Origin of the sequence: Ventosimonas gracilis, assembly GCF_001580025.1 — a bacterium.
Taxonomy (GTDB): Bacteria; Pseudomonadota; Gammaproteobacteria; order Pseudomonadales; family Pseudomonadaceae; genus Ventosimonas; species Ventosimonas gracilis.
On sequence record NZ_LSZO01000069.1, the window covers coordinates 1 to 445 of the forward strand.

General features: G+C 59.8%; 1 protein-coding gene. It reads right to left on the reverse strand.

What is annotated here, in order from left to right:
* A partial coding sequence (locus AXE65_RS13770; protein WP_204376509.1) for a fimbrial biogenesis chaperone occupies nt 1-445 on the reverse strand: 445 nt, incomplete at both ends.

Genomic DNA, 445 nt, shown 5'->3' on the forward strand with positions numbered 1-445 from the left:
GGCGCGTGCCAGCTCGATGCGGAGGGTGTTAACGTCGTCGCGGTATTCGTGCCGATGATGATTAAGCGGCGCGGTCAGCTCGCCAAAGGTCGCGTAAGCGGTGGCGTCGTCACCATCAATAAAGGTCTGGCCGTCGCGCGATAAATCGACCTGTGCGCCTTGCCAATTGAGTGCGCTTGGGGTAACGGCCAGATAAAAGCCCAAGGTGTCATGGGCGTCTTCTAAGGGCGGCGCTTCAAAGACGTGCAATAAGGTACGGCTAAGCACTAAATCGGGCGGGGTGCTGGTCTCGCTGCGCGGGATGCCTTTGATGGTCGAGTAGTAAGCGCTTTGCCGGTCGTAGACGGCGCGAATGCTTTGTTGCCCCGCTTCCAGCTCTACGGCAAGCACGCGCAGTCTTGCGCCGTCCAGCGTGATCACGTCCGCCGGTGCGAGCGCAATAAAA